At 70.8% G+C, this 13,305-nt stretch carries 10 protein-coding genes; 7 read left to right on the forward strand and 3 right to left on the reverse strand.

What is annotated here, in order from left to right:
* The first annotated feature begins 74 nt into the window (after positions 1-74).
* The 6 genes from C1J00_RS05995 to serA all read left to right on the forward strand — a co-directional run bounded on the left by C1J00_RS05995 (position 75) and on the right by serA (position 10,112).
* Positions 75-1,025 carry a 2-hydroxyacid dehydrogenase gene (locus C1J00_RS05995; RefSeq protein ID WP_102907989.1) on the forward strand — a complete coding sequence of 317 codons (951 nt, stop codon included), beginning with the start codon at positions 75-77 and terminating at the stop codon, positions 1,023-1,025.
* A gap of 438 nt (positions 1,026-1,463) precedes the next feature.
* A complete protein-coding gene (locus C1J00_RS06005) occupies positions 1,464-4,511 on the forward strand; it encodes a putative bifunctional diguanylate cyclase/phosphodiesterase (protein WP_102907990.1) in 3,048 nt (1,015 codons plus the stop codon).
* Positions 4,512-4,741: 230 nt separating this feature from the next.
* Positions 4,742-6,589 (forward strand): acetolactate synthase large subunit, encoded by a 1,848-nt coding sequence (locus C1J00_RS06010; protein ID WP_180989428.1) that lies wholly within the window; start codon positions 4,742-4,744, stop codon positions 6,587-6,589.
* Positions 6,590-6,610: 21 nt separating this feature from the next.
* Complete coding sequence (gene ilvN, locus C1J00_RS06015; RefSeq protein ID WP_102907992.1) at positions 6,611-7,135, forward strand: acetolactate synthase small subunit; 525 nt, start codon at positions 6,611-6,613, stop codon at positions 7,133-7,135.
* 121 nt (positions 7,136-7,256) lie between these two features.
* On the forward strand, positions 7,257-8,255 hold the full coding sequence (gene ilvC, locus C1J00_RS06020) for a ketol-acid reductoisomerase (RefSeq protein ID WP_102907993.1): 999 nt from the start codon (positions 7,257-7,259) through the stop codon (positions 8,253-8,255).
* Between the two features lie 267 nt (positions 8,256-8,522).
* A complete protein-coding gene (gene serA / locus C1J00_RS06025; RefSeq protein WP_102907994.1) occupies positions 8,523-10,112 on the forward strand; it encodes a phosphoglycerate dehydrogenase in 1,590 nt (529 codons plus the stop codon).
* A 51-nt stretch (positions 10,113-10,163) separates the two neighbouring features.
* Here the strand turns inward: serA and C1J00_RS06030 are convergent, their stop codons facing one another.
* Positions 10,164-11,705, reverse strand: coding sequence for an MFS transporter (locus C1J00_RS06030; protein ID WP_102907995.1), 1,542 nt, complete (start codon positions 11,703-11,705; stop codon positions 10,164-10,166).
* 84 nt (positions 11,706-11,789) lie between these two features.
* Here C1J00_RS06030 and C1J00_RS06035 point away from each other — a divergent pair, with 84 nt between their 5' ends.
* Positions 11,790-12,368 (forward strand): TetR/AcrR family transcriptional regulator, encoded by a 579-nt coding sequence (locus tag C1J00_RS06035; RefSeq protein ID WP_102907996.1) that lies wholly within the window; start codon positions 11,790-11,792, stop codon positions 12,366-12,368.
* Here the strand turns inward: C1J00_RS06035 and C1J00_RS06040 are convergent.
* Together C1J00_RS06040 and C1J00_RS06045 are read right to left on the reverse strand one after the other, a co-directional pair.
* Positions 12,355-13,038 carry an ATP-binding cassette domain-containing protein gene (locus C1J00_RS06040; RefSeq protein WP_102907997.1) on the reverse strand — a complete coding sequence of 228 codons (684 nt, stop codon included), beginning with the start codon at positions 13,036-13,038 and terminating at the stop codon, positions 12,355-12,357. The two genes, C1J00_RS06035 and C1J00_RS06040, sit on opposite strands and share 14 nt — an antisense overlap.
* On the reverse strand, positions 13,035-13,305 hold a 271-nt coding region (locus tag C1J00_RS06045), incomplete at its 5' end, for an oligopeptide/dipeptide ABC transporter ATP-binding protein (RefSeq protein WP_342751675.1). The genes C1J00_RS06040 and C1J00_RS06045, both read right to left, overlap by 4 nt.

Below are 13,305 nucleotides of genomic sequence, written 5' to 3' on the forward strand. Positions count from 1 at the left end.
GTCGTGACCCTCCCTGTTCGAGCCACCCCAACCTAACCTCTGCCGTCGCAGGCTCCTGACATAGCCTCCAGAGCATGACTGCTGACGTGTGGCTGCCCATCCCGCCGGAGGAGATCGACGGACTCCCCGAGGGCCCGGACTACCGCTTCTGGAACGGTGGGGAGGACTTCCCCGCGGACCCGGCCGACTGCGCCTTCTACGTCGTCCCCTACATGAAGCCCAGCCCGCTGTGCGTGCGTCCCATGGGGCGGATGGGCAACGTCCAGGTCGTGCAGACCCTCTCCGCCGGGATCGACCACGTTCAGCCGGGGCTCGGGTACCTGCCCGCGGGCGTGCGGCTGTGCAATGCGCGCGGGGTGCACGAGGCCAGCACCGGTGAGCTCACCCTCGCGCTGATCCTGGCCTCGCTGCGCGGGATCCCCGACTTCGTGCGCGCGCAGGACCGGGGGGAGTGGCTCGGCGGGTTCCGGCCCGCCCTCGCCGACAAGAACGTCCTCATCGTGGGGTACGGCTCGATCGGCGAGGCCATCGAGGACCGGCTCGTTCCGTTCGAGGTGGCGCGGGTGGCGCGCGTCGCGCGCTCCGAGCGCACCACGGCGCGCGGTCCGGTGCATCCGCTCACCGAACTCCCCGCGCTGCTGCCGGAGGCGGACGTCGTCATCCTGTCCACCCCGCTCACCGGGACCACCCGTGGCCTGGCCGGAGCCGACTTCCTGTCCCGGATGAAGGACGGCGCGCTCCTCGTCAACGTCGCCCGCGGACCCGTCGTCGACACCAAGGCCCTGCTCGCCGAACTCGAGAGCGGCCGTATCACCGCCGCCCTCGACGTCACCGACCCGGAGCCGCTGGCGCGCGAACACCCCTTGTGGCGTGCGCCGGGGGTACTCATCAGCCCGCACGTCGGTGGACCCACCTCCGCGTTCCTTCCGCGCGCCAAGCGGCTCCTGGTGGACCAGTTGAACCGTTATGTGAACCGGGAGCCGCTCCGCAACGTGATCCTCACGACGGGTGCATCAACCCGCTGAAAAGACCAACGAGTACCGTCCGCAATCCTTCGGGTGCAGTGGGTACTCACATATCTGTTGCTCGTCACGGAGCGTAGAGAACCTATGTCCCTGAGTGACGAGACTGGTGTATCGTCCCGACAGGGGCAGCGCCGGGCACCGTTCCGGCGCCGGGGATGGACACTTCGGACTGTGAGGGGGGCGACAGGCGATGCACGGCCTATGGACGAGCGATCCGACGGGACGAGGCTGCCGGCGGCGACCCTGGCGAGCGGCCGCGGGCAGCCGCGGACGGCACGCCGATCACGTCGGCCACCACACCCGCCACAGCAAACGCCGCAGCGGGCATCACAGTGAACCCAGCCATCACCACCAGAGCCCCGGCAGCCGCGGGAGGTACGACCAGCCGGTCCACGGGGACCCACGGGGCCCGGGAGCGGCGCGGACCGGGAGGGCCCGGTGAGCGCGCCCCCCACCCCCACGCTGGACGGAGCGCTGCGGGCACAGCCTCCGTCCCCGGGCGCGCTGCTGCCTCGCACGCCGGTCACCGGCCACCGGCCGGGCCTGGCCCTCCAACTCGCCCTCGCCCTGATCTGCGCGGCGTACGCCGCGGGTTCCGCGTTCGGCTGGGGTTCGGCCGAGCTGGCCATGATCATGGGTGACTTCGGACTCAGCGCCGCGGCCGGCACCGCCGCCGTCTCGTGCTTCCTCTACGCCCGCGGCCGCCGCACCGGCTTCCGGCCCGCCTGGCTGCTGTTCGGCCTCTCCTCGGTCATGGCCGCCCTGGGCAACCTGGTCTGGGGGTGGTACGAGGTGGTCCTGGGACTGCCCGTCCCCAGTCCCAGCTACGCCGACCTGTTCTTCCTCTGCTTCGCACCGCCCGCGATCATCGGGCTGCTCGTGCTCGCCAAGCGGCCGGTCACCAAGGCCGGCTGGATCTGCCTCGGGCTGGACGCCTGGCTGATCGGCGGCTCGCTGCTGACGCTGGCCTGGAGCCTCGCCCTCGCCCAGGCCGCAAAATCCGAAGGGCCGGGCGTGGCGCACACCGCGCTGTCGCTGGCGTACCCGCTGCTCGACATCGCGCTGGTCAGCATGGTGCTCGCCCTGCACTTCAGGCGGTCCGCCGTGGACCGCTCAGCGGTCAACACCGCCATCGGTGCCCTGGCGCTGACCGTGATGTGCGACGCCCTGTTCACCTCGCCGCTCATGCACCACGACTACCGCTCCGGCCAGCTGCTCGACGCGGGCTGGTTCGCGGGCTCGCTGCTGCTGGCGTACGCCCCATGGGCCGGGCCCCGCGTGGAGGCCGACCGGCACGGCACCGGCCGGCACGCCGGTACGGGGCACACCCGGGTGGTGCACGAGCACGTGCCGGGGCAGCGCAGCGGCCCCCACCACCCCGTGCCCCTGCCGGGCTCCGAGCACAGCCGGTACCCGGCCGCCCGGCCCATCGCCGGCTCCCTGGCCGCACTCACGCCGTACCTCGCGGCCGCGGTGTGCACCCTGGGGATCCTCTACAACGTCCTCAACGGCCGAAGCGTCGACCGCGTGGTCCTGCTGACCGGGGGCACGGTGGTGCTCGCGCTCGTCGTGCGCCAGGGCATCATGCTGCTCGACAACATCACCCTCACCCAGGAACTGGCGCAGAAGGAGAACCACTTCCGCTCCCTGGTGCAGGGCTCCAGCGACGTCATCATGATCGCCGCTCCCAGCGGTGTCCTGAGGTACGTCTCCCCGGCCGCCGCCGGTGTGTACGGCCGCCCGGCGGAGGAGCTGGTGGGTACGGAGCTGGCCCACCTCATCCACCCCGAGGACCTGGGCTGCGTCGTGCACGAGGTGCGCAGGTTCCTCGCCGCCGACCCGGTCGAGGAACCCACCACGCGCATCGAATGCCGCTTCCGGTCGGGCGGTGGGGGCACCTCCCGCTCGAGCGAAGCCGAGAGCGGGGGAGGCTGGCTGAACGTCGAGTCGACCGTCAATCGTCATCACGGCGGCCTCATCTTCAACAGCCGCGACGTGACCGAAAGGGTGCGGCTCCAGGCGCAGTTGCAGCACAACGCCGAGCACGACCCGCTCACCGACCTGCCCAACCGCGCCCTGTTCACCAAGCGCGTGCAGCACGCCCTCTCGGGCCGCCGCGCCTCCGACCGGGGTGTGGCCCTGCGGAACACGGCCGTGCTGTTCATCGATCTCGACGGCTTCAAGGCCGTCAACGACACGATCGGGCACCAGGCCGGGGACGAGCTGCTCGTCCAGGCCGCCCGCAGGCTCCAGGACTCCGTCCGGCACGGCGACACCGCGTCCCGGCTCGGCGGAGACGAGTTCGCGGCCCTGATCGCCGGGGACAACACCCGCGACCGGGACGCCCGGGAGCGGCACATCCTGGAGCTCGCCGACCGCCTCAGGGCGACGTTGTCCCAGCCCTACCTCATCGACGGCAACGATGTCCGTGTCAACGCCTCCATCGGCGTGGCCTTCGCCGAGGCCGGCCTCGGGGCGGGCGAACTGCTGCGCAACGCCGACCTGGCCATGTACCGGGCCAAGGCAGGCGGCAAGGGCCGCGTCGAGCTGTACAAGCCGCAGATGCAGCAGGACGTCGCGCGCAAGGCCGAGCTCGCCACCCGCCTGCGGTCCGCCCTGCACGACGGGGAGTTCGCCCTGCTGCACCAGCCGGTGGTGTCCCTGGAGGACGGCCGGATCACGTCGGTGTCCGCGCAGGCACGCTGGCGCTCCCCCCAAGGGGTGCTCTTCACTCCGGCGGAGTTCCTGCGCGTGGCCGAGGACAGCGACAAGACCGCCGAGCTGGGCCGGTGGCTGATCGAGGAGGCCGTCGAGCAGGCCGCCGAGCGGCACGCGAGCGGGCTGTCCGTGCCGGTCGTGGTGCGGATGAGCGCCCGTCGGCTGCTGGACCGGTCGATGCCGCTCGGCTCGATCGAGGCGCTGCTCACGCGGCACGGGCTGCCGTCCGGTTCGCTGATCATCGAGCTGTCCGATGCCGACCCGAGGGTCTCGCTGGACGAGCTGGAGCGGCGCCTGAGCGCCCTGCGGCGGGTCGGTGTACGGATCGCGCTCGACGGGTTCGGCAGCGGCTACGCGGCGATCACGGCCCTCAGGCGGCTCCCCGTCGACGTCCTGAAGCTGGACCGCGGTCTGGTCGAGGGCGTCGTCGAGTCGGCGCGCCTGCACAAGATCACCGGCGGGCTGCTGCGCATCGCGGGCGACCTCGGGCTGAAGTCCGTGGCCGAAGGGGTGGATCTGCGCGAGCAGGTCACCGCCCTGCGTGCGATGGGCTGCACGCACGGGCAGGGCATGGCGTTCTCCGGGCCGCTCGACGAGCACCGGCTGCGTCGGGCGCTCGCCGGCGGCCGCTACCCGGTGCCGAACGAACCGGCCGAACGGGCGTTCGCGGGCGGCGTTCCGCGGGTGTACAGCTCGGGTGTGTCCGCCGTCATAGGAGGCGGTACGGCCCTCCGCTCACATAATGAGACTCCCGTCCCACCCACTTGACAGTGAGTGCGCGCCGGGGGGAGGGTCAGTGCCATGCGCACCCGAATTCTCGTACTTGGAAAGCGCGTCGGCTGACGCTGAGCCTCGACCGCTCAGCGACCCCACCCGGCGCGCTCCCCTCGCTTGCCTTATGGCACGAGGGGTTTTTTGTTGCACAGGCACCTCTCGTGCGACAGCCGAAGACCGCACAAACCACGCAAAAACCCTCAGCATCTGAGAAGAGAATGCCGATGACCGAGCAGGCCACCGGGGCCCACCACCCGCAGCCCCGGCCCCGATCCGGAGGACACCACTCCGCCCCCGAGCAGGTGACGGGCGCGCAGTCCCTCATCCGCTCTCTCGAGGAGGTCGGCGCCGACACGGTATTCGGCATTCCCGGTGGTTGCATCCTTCCGGCGTACGACCCGCTGATGGACTCCACCCGCGTGCGGCACGTCCTGGTGCGCCACGAGCAGGGCGCCGGTCACGCGGCCGAGGGGTATGCGCTGGCCACCGGCAAGGTCGGCGTCTGCATGGCGACCTCGGGTCCCGGCGCGACCAACCTGGTCACCCCGATCGCCGACGCGCACATGGACTCGGTGCCGATGGTCGCGATCACCGGACAGGTGGCCTCCAAGGCGATCGGTACGGACGCCTTCCAGGAGGCGGACATCGTCGGCATCACCATGCCGATCACCAAGCACAACTTCCTCGTCACCAAGGCCGATGACATCCCGCGGGTCATCGCCCAGGCCTTCCACATCGCCTCCACCGGCCGTCCCGGCCCGGTCCTGGTCGACATCGCCAAGGACGCCCTCCAGGCGAAGACCACCTTCTCCTGGCCGCCGGCCATGGACCTGCCCGGCTACCGCCCGGTGACGAAGCCGCACGCCAAGCAGATCCGCGAGGCCGCCAAGCTGATCACCCAGGCCAGGCGTCCCGTGCTCTACGTCGGCGGCGGCGTGATCAAGGCCAGGGCCACCGCCGAGCTGAAGGTCCTCGCCGAGTTGACGGGCGCACCCGTCACCACCACCCTGATGGCGCTCGGCTCGTTCCCCGACAACCACCCGCAGCACCTCGGCATGCCCGGCATGCACGGCTCGGTGGCCGCCGTCACCGCCCTGCAGAAGGCCGACCTGATCGTCGCCCTCGGCGCCCGCTTCGACGACCGCGTCACCGGCAAGCTGGACAGCTTCGCCCCGCACGCCAAGATCGTCCACGCCGACATCGACCCGGCCGAGATCGGCAAGAACCGCGCCGCCGACGTGCCGATCGTCGGTGACGCCCGCGAGGTCATCGCCGACCTGGTCCAGGCCGTGCAGAAGGAGCACAGTGAGGGCCACCGGGGCGACTACAGCGCCTGGTGGAAGGACCTGAGCCGCTGGCGCGACACGTACCCGCTCGGCTACGACCAGCCCGACGACGGCTCGCTCTCCCCGCAGCAGGTCATCGAGCGCATCGGCCAGCTCGCCCCCGAGGGCACGATCTTCACGGCGGGCGTCGGTCAGCACCAGATGTGGGCCGCGCACTACATCGAGTACGACAAGCCGGGCACCTGGCTGAACAGCGGCGGCGCCGGAACCATGGGCTACGCCGTTCCGGCCGCCATGGGGGCCAAGGCCGGCGCGCCGGACAAGGCGGTCTGGGCGATCGACGGCGACGGCTGCTTCCAGATGACCAACCAGGAGCTCGCCACCTGCGCCCTGAACAACATCCCGATCAAGGTCGCCGTCATCAACAACGGCGCCCTCGGGATGGTCCGCCAGTGGCAGACCCTCTTCTACAACCAGCGGTACTCCAACACCGTGCTGCACTCCGGCCCGGACGACGTCAACCCGCAGGCCCGCGGCACCCGCGTCCCCGACTTCGTGAAGCTGTCGGAGGCCATGGGCTGCTACGCCATCCGCTGCGAGTCCCCGGACGACCTCGACAAGGTCATCGAAGAGGCGAACTCCGTCAACGACCGCCCGGTGGTCGTCGACTTCATCGTCCACGAGGACGCGATGGTGTGGCCGATGGTCGCCGCCGGCACCTCCAACGACGAGATCATGGCCGCCCGGGACGTCCGCCCCGACTTCGGCGACAACGAAGACGACTGAGAGCCTCGAAGGAAGCAGATCATGTCCAAGCACACGCTCTCCGTCCTGGTGGAGAACACCCCCGGCATCCTCGCCCGGATCGCCGCCCTGTTCTCCCGCCGCGGCTTCAACATCGACTCGCTCGCGGTCGGTGTCACCGAGCACCCCGACATCTCCCGCATCACCATCGTCGTCGGCGTGGAGGACCTGCCGCTGGAGCAGGTCACCAAGCAGCTCAACAAGCTCGTCAACGTGCTGAAGATCGTCGAGCTGGAGCCGTCGGCGGCGGTGCAGCGCGAACTCGTCCTGGTGAAGGTGCGCGCCGACAACGAGACGCGCTCCCAGATCGTCGAGATCGTCCAGCTGTTCCGCGCCAAGACCGTCGACGTCTCCCCGGAGGCCGTCACCATCGAGGCCACCGGATCCGGCGAGAAGCTGACCGCGATGCTCAAGATGCTGGAGCCGTACGGCATCAAGGAGCTCGTCCAGTCCGGCACGATCGCGATCGGCCGTGGTGCCCGTTCCATCACGGACCGGTCGCTGCGCGCCCTGGACCGGTCGGCGTAAGACCCGAAACGGGCGGTCGGCGCGCCGTCGGCCGCCCGTATTCCGAGACCATCGAGCTTCCCTTACGCCCCCCGTCATACGGTGGGACGCAACACCTGCACTCCCGAGGAGAGAACCCAAAGTGGCCGAGCTGTTCTACGACGCCGACGCCGACCTGTCCATCATCCAGGGCCGCAAGGTCGCGGTCATCGGGTACGGCAGTCAGGGCCACGCCCACGCGCTGTCGCTCCGTGACTCGGGTGTCGACGTCCGCGTCGGTCTGCACGAGGGCTCCAAGTCCAAGGCCAAGGCCGAGGAGCAGGGCCTGCGCGTGGTGAGCCCGTCGGAGGCCGCCGCCGAGGCCGACGTCATCATGATCCTCGTCCCGGACCCCATCCAGGCCCAGGTCTACGAGGAGCACATCGCCCCGAACCTGAACGACGGCGACGCCCTGTTCTTCGGCCACGGCCTGAACATCCGCTACGGCTTCATCAAGCCCCCGGCCGGCGTGGACGTCTGCATGGTCGCCCCGAAGGGCCCGGGCCACCTGGTGCGCCGCCAGTACGAGGAGGGCCGCGGCGTTCCGTGCATCGCCGCCGTCGAGCAGGACGCCACGGGCAACGCCTTCGCGCTGGCCCTGTCGTACGCGAAGGGCATCGGCGGCACCCGCGCCGGTGTCATCAAGACGACCTTCACCGAGGAGACCGAGACCGACCTGTTCGGTGAGCAGGTCGTTCTCTGCGGTGGTACGGCCGCGCTGGTGAAGGCGGGCTTCGAGACGCTGACCGAGGCCGGCTACCAGCCTGAGATCGCCTACTTCGAGTGCCTGCACGAGCTGAAGCTGATCGTGGACCTCATGTACGAGGGCGGCCTGGAGAAGATGCGCTGGTCGATCTCCGAGACCGCCGAGTGGGGCGACTACGTCACCGGCCCGCGGATCATCACGGACGCCACCAAGGCCGAGATGAAGAAGGTCCTCGCCGAGATCCAGGACGGCACCTTCGCCCAGCAGTGGATGGACGAGTACCACGGCGGCCTGAAGAAGTACAACGAGTACAAGACGCAGGACTCCGAGCACCTGCTGGAGACCACCGGCAAGGAGCTGCGCAAGCTCATGAGCTGGGTCGACGAGGAGGCGTAAGCCGCCTGCCCGAGGGGCCGGAGCAGCTCGCTCCGGCCCCTTCGGCGAACCCCGGGTAACGTCGGTGGTACGGCGTTGTCCATCCCGTCCGGCCACGGACGGGTGATCCTTCCGCAGCGGCAGAGGACGATGCCCCCGGCGCCACTAGACTGCTGCACACATACGCGTCAGGCCCACAGCGTCGTGCGTCTTCCACGCGGCCACCACCCTCCACCGCCTGCGGCCGTCGGGACGGCCGTCCGCAGCATTGGACTTGTGAGGACTCACGTGAGCTCGAAACCCGTCGTACTCATCGCTGAAGAGCTGTCGCCCGCCACCGTCGACGCCCTGGGCCCGGACTTCGAGATCCGCCACTGCAACGGCGCGGACCGGGCCGAGCTGCTCCCGGCCATCGCCGATGTGGACGCGATCCTGGTCCGTTCGGCCACCAAGGTCGACGCCGAGGCGATCGCCGCCGCGAGCAAGCTGAAGGTCGTCGCACGAGCCGGCGTCGGCCTGGACAACGTGGACGTCTCCGCCGCCACCAAGGCCGGCGTGATGGTCGTCAACGCCCCGACCTCCAACATCGTGACCGCCGCCGAGCTGGCCTGCGGTCTGCTCGTCGCCACGGCCCGCAACATCCCGCAGGCCAACGCCGCGCTGAAGAACGGCGAGTGGAAGCGCAGCAAGTACACCGGCGTCGAGCTGGCCGAGAAGACCCTCGGTGTCGTCGGCCTCGGCCGCATCGGCGCGCTCGTCGCGCAGCGCATGTCGGCCTTCGGCATGAAGGTCGTCGCCTATGACCCCTACGTGCAGCCCGCGCGCGCCGCCCAGATGGGCGTCAAGGTGCTGTCGCTGGACGAGCTGCTGGAGGTCTCCGACTTCATCACCGTCCACCTCCCCAAGACCCCCGAGACCCTCGGTCTGATCGGTGACGAGGCGCTGCGCAAGGTGAAGCCGAGCGTGCGCATCGTCAACGCCGCGCGCGGCGGGATCGTCGACGAGGAGGCGCTGTACTCCGCCCTCAAGGAGGGCCGGGTCGCCGGTGCCGGTCTCGACGTGTACGCGAAGGAGCCCTGCACGGACTCCCCGCTCTTCGAGTTCGACCAGGTCGTCGCCACCCCGCACCTCGGTGCCTCCACCGACGAGGCGCAGGAGAAGGCCGGTATCGCCGTGGCCCGCTCGGTGCGCCTCGCCCTCGCCGGTGAGCTCGTGCCGGACGCGGTGAACGTGCAGGGCGGCGTCATCGCCGAGGACGTCAAGCCGGGTCTGCCGCTCGCCGAGCGCCTCGGCCGGATCTTCACCGCGCTCGCCGGTGAGGTCGCGGTCCGCCTCGACGTCGAGGTGTACGGCGAGATCACCCAGCACGACGTGAAGGTGCTGGAGCTGTCCGCGCTCAAGGGTGTCTTCGAGGACGTCGTCGACGAGACGGTGTCGTACGTCAACGCCCCGCTGTTCGCGCAGGAGCGCGGCGTCGAGGTGCGGCTGACCACCAGCTCGGAGGCGACCGAGCACCGCAACGTCGTCACGGTGCGCGGCACCCTCGCCGACGGCGAGGAGGTGTCGGTGTCCGGCACGCTGGCCGGCCCCAAGCACCTGCAGAAGCTCGTCGCCGTCGGGGAGTTCGACGTCGACCTCGCGCTCGCCGACCACATGATCGTGCTGAAGTACGAGGACCGGCCCGGTGTCGTCGGCACGGTGGGCCGCATCCTCGGTGAGGCGGGCCTCAACATCGCCGGTATGCAGGTGTCGCGGGCGGCGGCCGGTGGCGAGGCGCTGGCGGTGCTGACCGTGGACGACACGGTGACCGTCGGTGTGCTGGCCGAGGTGGCGGCGGAGATCGGGGCGACATCGGCCCGGTCGGTGAACCTGGCCTGACCTTCCCGGGGGCTCCGCCCCCGGGCCCCGTTCGCCTGGACGGGATCGTCCTCAGACGCCGGACGAGCTGAGTTGATCGGCTCGTCCGGCGTCTTTCGGTGCATGGTCCCGCCGAAGGGCCACCGTCGCCGCTGCCGCCGCCACGGCCATCAGCACCGTCCCGGTGACCGCGGCCGCGTGCATGCCGCTCGTGAAGGCCTCACGTGCCGCCGTCGCCAGGGTGTCTCCCGCGCGCCCCGGCAGACGGCCGGCCACCGCCAGGGCGCCGCCCAGGGTCTCCTGGGCCGCGGCGGGTGCCGAGGCAGGGATCTCGTGGCGGTAGACGGCCGTGCCGATGGAGCCGAGGAACGCCATGCTGAGCGCGCCGCCGAACTCCGTGCCGGTCTCCATCAGCGACGACGCGGCGCCCGCCTTCTCCACCGGAGCGGCGCTCATGGCCAGGTCGACCACGAGGGACATGACGGTGACGACGCCGCAGGCCAGGACGGCGCAGGCGGCCAGCAGCAGCCAGAGGGAGTCCGTACCGGTCAGGGCCAGCAGCACATAGCCGCACCCGGTGACCGCGAAGCCGCCGCCGACGACGTGCCCCCGTGGCACGCCCCGCTGCACCAGCTGGGCCGCGACCGGGGCCGCGAGGCCGATGGGCACCGACGGCAGCAGGCTCCACAGCGCCGCCTCCAGCGGGCTCTTGTCCAGGACCGACTGGATGTACTGGGTCGTGAAGTACGCCGAGCCCATCATGCCGAAAGCCGCCACCAGGTTGAGGGCCATGGCCGGGCTGAAGCCGGGGCGCCGGAACAGCTCCGGGGAGATGAGCGGGGACACCGCCGTGCGCTGGCGCTGCACGAACAGCGCGGCGAAGAGCAGTCCGGCCGACACCGACAGCGCGTACCGGACGTTCCAGCCCTCCGACGCGAGCTCCTTCAAGCCGTAGATCGCGGGGAGCACCGCGGCCATGGACAGCGGGACGCTTAGCCAGTCGAAGCGGCCGGGGTGCGGATTCCTGGACTCCGGCAGCAGGAGCGGGCCGAGGACCAGGAGCATCACCATCGCGGGCAGGTTGACCAGGAAGACCGAGCCCCACCAGAAGTGCTCGACGAGGACGCCGCTCAGCACCGAGCCGAGGGCGATGCCCGCTGTCATCACGCCCGACCACAGGCCGATGGCCTTCGCGCGCTGCCCGGGGTCGGTGAACATCGTGCGGACCAGCGCCATGGTGCTGGGCATCAGCGTCGCACCGCCGATGCCGAGCAGGGCGCGGCCCGCGATCAGGGTCTCGGCGCTGTTCGCGTAGGCCGCCAGCAGGGACGCCGCACCGAAGGCGGCGGCACCGATCAGCAGGAGCCTGCGGCGGCCGATGCGGTCGCCGAGGGAGCCCATCGTCATCAGCAGGCCCGCCAGCACGAAGCCGTAGATGTCGAAGATCCACAGCTGCTCGGTGGCGCTGGGTTCCAGGTCGGCGCTGATCGCCGGGATCGCGAAGTAGAGGACCGAGACGTCCATCGAGACCAGCAGCAGCGGCAGCATCAGCACGCCGAGAGCGGTCCACTCGCGACGGCCGGCGCGGGCCGGGGGGCGGGGTGTCGTCGTCATGGGCAGACTGTACGAGCGTCCTAAACGGTTGTCTAGTACGGCCGTTTAAGACGCTCGTCTGGACTCCGCGATAGGGTGGCGGTCATGGGACACCGTGAGGATCTGCTGGAGGGCGCCAAGCGCTGCCTGCTGGCGAAGGGCTTCCTGCGCACGACCGCGCGCGACATCGTCAAGGAGTCGGGGACCAACCTGGCGTCGATCGGCTACCACTACGGCTCGAAGGACGCCCTGCTGGCGCGGGCGTACGTGGAGATGGTGGAGGGCATGTCCGACGCCTTCGAGGGGGGCGGCGAACTACGGGGCGAGCCGGGGTCGTTGGAGCGGTTCACCGAGGTGTGGGCGAACATCATCTCGACCATGCGGGAGCCCGGCTCGCTCTGGCGGCTCAGCATGGAGATCGTGGCCATGGGAGACCAGCTGCCGGAGGTGCGGGAACATCTCGCGCGGGCGCAGCGCGAGGGGGCGCGCGGGATCGTCACGCTCTTCCACGGAGGGCGCGAGGAGGACGTCCCCGAGGAGCGGGTGGACACTCTCGGGTACTTCTATCTCACCCTGATGATGGGCCTCATGGCGCAGTGGACCTTCGACCCCGAGAGCGCACCCGAGGCCGGTCAGCTCGCCGAGGGGCTCCGTCAGGCGATCGAGGGCGCTACCCGGACGTGACGCGCCCCTCGCGCATCTCGACTACCCGGTCCGCGAAGTGCCGTACGACCGCCCGGTCGTGGCAGATGAACAGGTAGCCGAGGCCCAGGTCGTCCTGGAGGTCGGCGAGCAGGTTCAGGACGCCCGCCCGCACCGACGGGTCGAGTGACGACACCGGCTCGTCCAGGACCAGGAGGCGCGGGGCGGAGGCCAGGGCGCGGGCGATGCCGGCCCGCTGGCACTGGCCGCCGGAGAGTTCGTGCGGCCGGCGGTCGCCGTACGCGGGGTCGAGTCCGACCCGGTCGAGGAGTTCGGCGACCCGGGCCGGGCCGTCGGCGGGATGCCAGCGGCCCTGGACCTTCAGCGGTTCGGCTATGGCGTCACGGATGCGGTGGCGGGGGCTGAGGGTGCCGTAGGGGTCCTGGAAGACCGGTTGCAGGCGGGGGCGCAGCGGACGCAGCTCGCGTTCTGAAAGGTTCGTCAACTCCCGCCCCTCGAAACGCACCTGTCCCGCGTCCGGGCGGCGCAGCTGGAGCACCGCCAGGGCCGTGGAGGACTTGCCGCAGCCGGACGGGCCGTTCAGGGCCAGGGTCTCGCCGGCGGCCAGGGAGAAGGAGACGCCGTCCACGGCGGTGACCGGGCCGTAGCGGACGACCAGGTCCCGGACGTGCAGCAGAAGGTCCTCACTCATGCGGTCTGGTGCTCCTTCAGGAACAACGCGTGGGCGGGGTGGGGGAGTTCCTCGGCGCGATGGCAGGCCAGCAGGCGTCCGTCCAGTTGCCGGGGCTCCGGTTCCGCCGTGCGGCAGGGGTCCGCCGCGAGCGGGCAGCGCGGGGCGAAGGCGCAGCCCGGCGAGAGCGCGCCCGGGACGGGCGGAGTTCCGCGCAGGGCGGGGAGACGCCGGCCGGGCAGCGCGTTCCGGGGGAGCGAGGCCAGCAGGCCGGCCGTGTAAGGGGCC

The organism is Streptomyces cahuitamycinicus, from assembly GCF_002891435.1.
Classification (GTDB): domain Bacteria; phylum Actinomycetota; class Actinomycetes; order Streptomycetales; family Streptomycetaceae; genus Streptomyces; species Streptomyces cahuitamycinicus.